The sequence below is a fragment of the Pseudomonas sp. MD195_PC81_125 genome, from assembly GCF_014060985.1.
GTDB classification, from domain to species: Bacteria; Pseudomonadota; Gammaproteobacteria; order Pseudomonadales; family Pseudomonadaceae; genus Aquipseudomonas; species Aquipseudomonas parakoreensis.
The window spans coordinates 1-7,016 of the sequence record NZ_JABULD010000623.1 but is presented as its reverse complement, the minus strand read 5'-3'; the positions used below and the strand labels follow the sequence as shown (position 1 = coordinate 7,016).

Sequence of the window (7,016 nt, the reverse complement as noted above, 5' to 3'; positions counted from 1 at the left end):
CTCCCCCTGTAGGACGCTGCCGAAGGCTGCGATCTTTTAAAAGCTTGGCCGCAGGGCGCCCAGGCTTCTTGGTCTGCAACAGATGCGAGAACACCGCATGCAGGTCATCCGACGCACTTTCCTCATCGAGGTTGAGCTTGCTGTCGATGTGGTCCATGTGGTGCATCATCAGGTCCACCGCCAGCTCACCGTTGCGCGCTTCGATGGCGTCGATCAACTGGGTGTGCTCGTCGTAGGAGCAATGCGAGCGGTTGCCGCTTTCGTACTGGGCGATGATCAGCGAGGTCTGCGAGACCAGGCTGCGCTGGAAGCTGATCAGTGGCGCATTTTTCGCCGCTTCGGCGAGTTTCAGGTGGAATTCGCCCGACAGACGGATACCGGCACCACGATCGCCGCGGGAGAAGCTGTCGCGCTCGTCGTTGACCATCTGGCGCAGTTCGGCGATCTGCTCGGCGGTGGCGTGCTGCACAGCCAATTCGGTGATCGCGCGCTCCACCAGACGGCGGGCCATGAACACCTGCCGCGCTTCTTCTACGCTCGGGCTGGCGACGACAGCGCCACGGTTCGGCCGCAACAGCACCACGCCTTCATGGGCCAGACGCGACAGCGCGCGGCGAATGATGGTGCGGCTGACCCCGAAGATTTCCCCCAGCGCTTCTTCGCTCAATTTTGTACCGGGCGCCAGACGCTGTTCGAGGATCGCCTCGAAAATGTGCGCGTAGACAATATCGTCCTGGGTTCCGCTGCGGCCGGCTTTGCCTGCTCGCGGTTGTTTCTTGAGGGGTTGCAACTGTTCGTTCATGGGCACTCGAGTCGGGAGAACTGCGGCGAATAGACCGTGACTGTAATACGGCACAGTAGGTCGCTGGCAAGTATCGCGTAAAAAACAGCGCGATTGTACACAATGGATGGTGGCAACACGACTGTATGGCTGTTTGTGACCACGGCTGTATTGCAACGATCCGTTACGATTGAGTTTAGGCTTGATCGCAGAATCCGCTTTTGCGCACACCTGCTCTTATGTAGGAGCTGCCGAAGGCTGCGATCTCTTGATCTTGCTTCCAAACATCAAAATCAAAARGATCGCAGCCTTCGGCAGCTCCTACACGGGTTACATGCCTAAACAGTGGTCAGTGCGTACGGGTCACTTTGCTCAGGTGGCGCGGCTGATCCGGGTTCATGCCGCGGGCCACGGCCAGGCCGGCGGCCATCACGTAGAAGCTCTGGATCGCCAGAATCGGGTCGAGGGCCGGGTGTTCGGCGCGGCTCAGGGTCAGGTCGCGCTCGAGGATGTCGTCCGGTGCCGCGAGCAGCACACGGGCGCCACGTTGACGCATCTCTGCCGCGAGGCTGATCAGGCCGGCCTGTTCGGCACCGCGCGGGGCGAACACCAGCAGCGGGTAATGCGCGTCGATCAGCGCCATCGGGCCGTGACGGACTTCGGCGCTGCTGAACGCTTCGGCCTGAATCGCCGAGGTTTCCTTGAACTTCAGCGCGGCCTCTTGGGCGATGGCAAAACCGGCGCCACGGCCGATGACCATCAGCCGTTCACAGTCGCGCAAGGCGTCGATCGCGCTGCTCCAGTCCTGTTGCGCCGCGTCGCGCAGTCCTTCGGCCAGGGCGTTGTGCGCTTCCAGCAGTTCGTTGTCTTCTTTCCAGTGCGCGATCAGGCGGGCGCTGGCGCTGAGGGTGGCGATGAAACTCTTGGTCGCGGCGACGCTGCTTTCGGTGCCGGCGAGCAGCGGCAGGCTGAATTCACACGCCGCTTCCAGTGGCGAATCGGCGGCATTGACCATCGATACGCTCAGCGCGCCACGCTTGCGCAGCAGACGCAGGCTGTTGACCAGATCCGGGCTCTGCCCCGATTGCGAGAACGCGAACGCCACCTGACCGCTGACCTTCAACGGTGCCTGCTGCATGGTCACCACCGACATCGGCAACGACGCCACCGGCACACCCAGTTGCTGCATGGTCAGGTAGGCGAAGTAGCTCGCCGCGTGGTCGGAACTGCCGCGCGCGACGGTCATTGCCACTTGCGGCGGCTGACGGCGCAGGCGTCCGGCGATCTCGATCATCTGCGGGTCGAGCTGTTGCAGTTGGGCTTGCACGGCCTCGAACGAGGACAGCGCCTCTTCAAGCATTTTTGAAGTCAATGTCTTCTCCTTCGACCATGACGGCGGTCAGTGTGAGTGAGCGATCCAGCCGCACGCAGTCGGCCCAGGCGCCCGGTTGCAGGCGCCCGCGTTCGGTGATGCCGAGGTAGTCGGCGGGGAATTGCGAAAGACGTTGCGAGGCCTCGGCGATCGGCAATCCGATCTTCACCAGGTTGCGCAGGGCCTGATCCATGGTCAGGGTGCTGCCGGCCAGCGTGCCGTCGGGCAGGCGCACGCCGCCCAGGCATTTGGTCACGGTGTGGCTGCCGAGCTTGTATTCACCGTCGGGGCATGCCGGCGGCGGCGGTTGAATCGGTGACGCAGTACAGACAAGGGATCGAACGCAGGGCCACGCGGATCGCGCCGGGGTGCACGTGCAGCAAGTCCGGGATCAGTTCGGCGAATTTGGCGTGGGCCAGCGCGGCGCCGACGATGCCCGGCTCGCGGTGATGCAGCGGGCTCATGGCGTTGTACAAATGGGTGAAGCTGGTCGCGCCGGCATCGAGGGCGGCAACGCCTTCCTCGTAGCTGCCGAGGGTGTGGCCAATCTGCATGCGGATGCCGCGGCTGCTGAGTTCGCGGATCAACCCGTCGTGACCGGCGATTTCCGGGGCGATGGTGATCACCCGGATCGGCGCCAGCGCCAGGTACTCCTCGACTTCGGCCATCAACGCGGTGTGGGCGAAATTCGGTTGCGCGCCGAGTTTGCCGGGGGTTGATGTACGGGCCTTCGAGGTGTACGCCGAGGACGCGGGCGGCACCGTGCGGACGCTGTTCGCAGAACTCGCCGACCTCTTTCAGCACGCTGGAGATCTCGGCACTCGGCGCGGTCATGGTGGTGGCCAGCAGCGAGGTGGTGCCGAAGCGCACGTGGGTTTTGGTGATGGTTTCGAAGGCGCTGGCGCCTTCCATGATGTCTTTGCCACCACCGCCGTGGACGTGCAGGTCGATGAAACCCGGCAGCAGGTACGGCAGGTCATTGTCGGCCGGATCGCAGGGCACGCCTTCGATCGACACGACTTTGCCGTGTTCGTGGATCAGCCGGCCGCGAACCCAGCCGCTGGCGGTGAGGATGTTGTCTTCGGACATTTTGCTTCTCTCGTTTGGCCTGGCTGCCGGTCAGCGGCGAAGCTCTGCAACAAAGTCGTAGTAGTCGTTGCGGCAATAGGTGTCGGTGACTTCGATCGGCGTGTTGTCTTCCAGATAGCCGACCCGGGTCATCAGCAGCATGGCGGTGCCGGGGGCGATGCCGACCAGTGCGGCGAACTCCTCCGAGGCGTTGATCGCCTGGATGTGCTGCAGGGCGCGGACGATCGGTTTACCGATGCCGTCGAGGTACTCGTAGAGCGAATCGCCGACCAGGTGCGGCTTGGGCATGATCGAGGCGGGCAGGGTGCTCATCTCGATGGCCATCACCGTGTCGTCGGCCTTGCGCAGGCGTTTCATGCGCGCCACCTTGTCGTTCGGCGACAGGCTCAGGCGGATCAGTTCTTCGTGAGTCGGTAGGGTGATTTCGCGCTCCAGCCACTGCGAGCTGGGGACGAAACCCTTGAGGCGGAGCATTTCGCTGAAGCCCGAGAGGCGTGACAGCGGTTGTTCCAGGCGTGGGGTGATGAAGGTGCCGGAACCTTGCAAGCGGCGGATCAGACCTTGATCGAGCAACACCTCCAGCGCCTTGCGCGCGGTGACCCGGGAGATCCCGAGTTGCTCGCTGAGGTTGCGCTCGGAGGGCATGGCCTGCTCGGCCTTCCACTGCCCGGAATGGATCGCCGATTCCAGATTGCGCGCTAGCTGCAGGTACAGCGGCGTCGGCTGGGAGTCATCTGGGCGTAGGGCCTGGAGGTCGTTCATGTAGGTCATTTCCGACGCGAGTATAGGATTGTTGTGGCTCGCTTGTGGGGCGGAAATTAATACCACTTGAATACCATGTCAACGCAGTGAATTGGCGTGTAGCCCAATGAAATGGCGGGTTTCGGGGTTAGTGGTTTGAAGTGGTATTAGGGGTGGGCTGTAAAAAACAAAAAGATCGCAGCCTGCGGCAGCTCCTACAGTGGGAAGTGGTATCAACCCCGTAGGAGCTGCCGCAGGCTGCGATCTTTTGATTTATTTTTTTCAGGTGACCAGTGGTCGCTGGTTAAGGACGAATCTCGATCATCGTGCCGTCCGGCACCAGACCCCAGACTTCGCGCATGTCCATGTTGCGCATGGCGATGCAGCCGTCGGTCCAGTCCAGGGTGTGGAACAGGTCTTCGGGGGTTTCTTCCGAATCCGGCGTGCCGTGAATCATGATCATCCCGCCAGGCTCGACGCCTTCGCGGCGGGCGCGGGCCGAATCGCTGATGTTCGGGTAGGAGATGTGCATCGCCAGGTTGAATTTCTCGCTGACCTTGCGCCAGTCGATCCAATAGAAACCTTCCGGCGTGCGCTTGTCGCCTTCAATCAGTTTCGGCCCCTTTTTCGCGCCCTTGCCCAGGGAAATCCGATAGGTCTTGATCGGCTTGCCGTCGGCAATCAACTGCAATTGATGCGCCGATTTGAGCACCAGGATTTTTTCGATCAGCGGGGTGTTCGACGGCGTCACGGTGGTCACGAAGGACGCTTGGGAGACTGAGACGAATGACAGGCAAAACAGAGCAAACAACCAGCGCATTGAAACAATTCCCCAAAGAGTGACGCAACGTTAAGTGTAGGAGCTGCCGAAGGTGCGATCTTTTGATCTTTTGATCTTTGGATTTTTTGAGTCAGCTAATGGCAGGCTGAGCCAGCGGCGGAATCGATTCGGAGCGAACCGGGTAGGTTTCGGCGCGGCGGTCAGCGAAGAAGCATTCTAAGGTACGCCCCACGGTGCGGAAAGCCAGCTCGTCCCAGGGAATGTCGGCTTCGTCGAATAGTTGCACTTCGAGGCTTTCGGGGCCAGCCGCGAAGTCCAGGTCGGCCAGTTCGGCGCGAAAGAACACATGCACCTGGCTGATGTGCGGCACATCGATCAGGGTATAGATGCTCAGATTGCGCACTCGGGCGCAGGCTTCCTCGGCGGTTTCGCGGATCGCGGCCTGTTCGATGGTCTCGCCGTTTTCCATGAAGCCGGCGGGCAGCGTCCAGTAACCCAGGCGTGGTTCGATAGCACGGCGGCAGAGCAGCACCTGGCGACCCCAGGTCGCAACACAACCGGCGACGATATTGGGGTTTTGATAGTGAATGGTCTGACAGCTGTCACAGACAAATCGCAGTCGCGAGTCGCCTTCGGGAATGCGCTGGGTCACCGGGTTGCCGCACTGGCTGCAAAATTTCATGCTGGGGTTCCTGAATGCTGCGCCTATCTTGGCGTGCAGCGGTGCCGGTCGGCAAGTTGTCGTTTCGCGACATGGCCCGGCGAAGGGCTTGGGCGGCTGCAATGATTGGTGCATGATGCAGGGTAAGGCACAGATCGAGAACACTCATGCTGGACGAGCTACTGCATAGGGTAAGCAACCACACACCGCGCACGCTGGAGACCGATAAACGTTTCCCCGAGGCCGCTGTTCTGGTGCCGATCACCCGCAGTGACGAGCCCGAGCTGGTGCTGACCCTGCGGGCCAGCGGCCTCTCGACCCATGGCGGCGAAGTGGCCTTTCCCGGCGGTCGCCGCGACCCCGAAGACCCTGACCTGATTTTCACCGCCCTGCGCGAAGCCGAAGAAGAAATTGGCCTGCCACCGGGGCTGGTCGAGGTGATCGGCCCGCTCAGCCCGCTGATCTCCCTGCACGGCATCAAGGTCACGCCGTATGTCGGGGTGATTCCCGACTTCGTCGAATACCAGGCCAACGATGCCGAGATCGCAGCGGTATTCAACGTGCCGCTGGAGTTCTTCCGCAAAGACCCGCGCGAACACACGCACCGTATCGATTACCAGGGCCGCAGCTGGTACGTGCCGAGTTATCGCTACGGCGAATTCAAGATCTGGGGTTTGACCGCTATCATGATCGTCGAACTGATCAATCTGCTCTATGACGAACAGATCAGCCTGCATCACCCGCCCAAAAGTTATATCAACACCTGAAGCCATCGCTCGAATGGCCCGTCATCGTGAGCCCTGAGGAAAACAAGATGAAATACCGCCTGGGCGACGCCCGCGTCGACACCCATCCGCAGAGCTGGGTTGCACCCAATGCCGTGCTGGTGGGCAAGGTCAGACTCGAAGAGGGCGCCAACGTCTGGTTCAACGCCGTGCTGCGCGGCGACAACGAGCTGATCCTGATCGGCAAGAACAGCAACGTCCAGGATGGCACGGTGATGCACACCGACATGGGCTTTCCGCTGACCATCGGCACCGGTGTGACCATCGGCCACAACGCCATGCTGCATGGCTGCACCGTTGGCGACTACAGCCTGATTGGCATCAACGCGGTGATCCTCAACGGCGCGAAAATCGGCAAGAACTGCATCATCGGCGCCAATTCGCTGATCGGCGAAGGCAAGGAAATCCCCGATGGCTCGCTGGTGATGGGGTCGCCGGGCAAGGTCGTGCGCGAACTGACCGAGCCACAGAAGAAAATGCTTGAAGCCAGCGCCGCGCACTATGTGCACAATTCCCAGCGCTATGCGCGTGATCTGGTAGAGCAGGAAGAATGAGCACGCCCCAAAGACCAGTTGCCTCGCCGTGCGTGAATATCTGTGCGCTGGATGAGGACGATATCTGCACCGGTTGCCAGCGCACGGTCGCGGAGATCACCCGCTGGGGCCGCATGACCAACGACGAGCGGCGGGTGGTGCTCGAGTTGTGTCATGAGCGGGCGAAGGCGAGTGGGTTGGTGTGGATGATCCCGGCGCCCCCCAACAAGTAGCGAAGATCAAAAGATCGCAGCCTGCGGCAAGCTCCGTCAC

General features: G+C 61.5%; 8 protein-coding genes and 1 pseudogene. 3 read left to right on the top strand and 6 right to left on the bottom strand.

The window, feature by feature from the left end; translation table 11 throughout:
- The 6 genes and pseudogenes from HT737_RS25005 to HT737_RS24980 all read right to left on the bottom strand — a co-directional run.
- On the bottom strand, positions 1 to 802 hold an 802-nt coding region (locus tag HT737_RS25005; RefSeq protein ID WP_306287264.1), incomplete at its 3' end, for a GntR family transcriptional regulator.
- Positions 803 to 1,130: 328 nt separating this feature from the next.
- On the bottom strand, positions 1,131 to 2,153 hold the full coding sequence (locus HT737_RS25000; RefSeq protein WP_121183832.1) for an SIS domain-containing protein: 1,023 nt from the start codon (positions 2,151 to 2,153) through the stop codon (positions 1,131 to 1,133).
- Positions 2,134 to 3,242 (bottom strand): annotated as a pseudogene (nagA, locus tag HT737_RS24995) (N-acetylglucosamine-6-phosphate deacetylase). The gene HT737_RS25000 and the pseudogene nagA overlap by 20 nt, the downstream one beginning before the upstream one ends.
- Positions 3,243 to 3,272: 30 nt before the next feature.
- Complete coding sequence (locus HT737_RS24990) at positions 3,273 to 4,004, bottom strand: GntR family transcriptional regulator (RefSeq protein WP_095669242.1); 732 nt, start codon at positions 4,002 to 4,004, stop codon at positions 3,273 to 3,275.
- Between the two features lie 283 nt (positions 4,005 to 4,287).
- The gene (locus HT737_RS24985) at positions 4,288 to 4,803 is read right to left on the bottom strand and encodes a murein L,D-transpeptidase family protein (protein ID WP_041063109.1); all 516 of its coding nucleotides are present in this window, start codon (positions 4,801 to 4,803) and stop codon (positions 4,288 to 4,290) included.
- Between the two features lie 91 nt (positions 4,804 to 4,894).
- Entirely contained in the window at positions 4,895 to 5,446 is a 552-nt protein-coding gene (locus HT737_RS24980; RefSeq protein WP_047292729.1) for an NUDIX hydrolase, read from the bottom strand.
- Between the two features lie 146 nt (positions 5,447 to 5,592).
- Between HT737_RS24980 and HT737_RS24975 the strand changes: the two genes are divergently transcribed.
- Genes HT737_RS24975 through HT737_RS24965 form a run of 3 tightly spaced genes read left to right on the top strand, consistent with a single transcriptional unit; the run spans position 5,593 to position 6,976 of the window.
- Positions 5,593 to 6,192: a CoA pyrophosphatase gene (locus HT737_RS24975; RefSeq protein WP_007967803.1), complete on the top strand. Its 600-nt coding sequence runs from the start codon at positions 5,593 to 5,595 to the stop codon at positions 6,190 to 6,192.
- 47 nt (positions 6,193 to 6,239) lie between these two features.
- The gene (locus tag HT737_RS24970) at positions 6,240 to 6,764 is read left to right on the top strand and encodes a gamma carbonic anhydrase family protein (protein ID WP_047292730.1); all 525 of its coding nucleotides are present in this window, start codon (positions 6,240 to 6,242) and stop codon (positions 6,762 to 6,764) included.
- Positions 6,761 to 6,976: a DUF1289 domain-containing protein gene (locus tag HT737_RS24965; RefSeq protein WP_182404200.1), complete on the top strand. Its 216-nt coding sequence runs from the start codon at positions 6,761 to 6,763 to the stop codon at positions 6,974 to 6,976. Before HT737_RS24970 ends, HT737_RS24965 begins: the two co-directional genes overlap by 4 nt.
- The last annotated feature ends 40 nt before the right edge of the window (positions 6,977 to 7,016 follow it).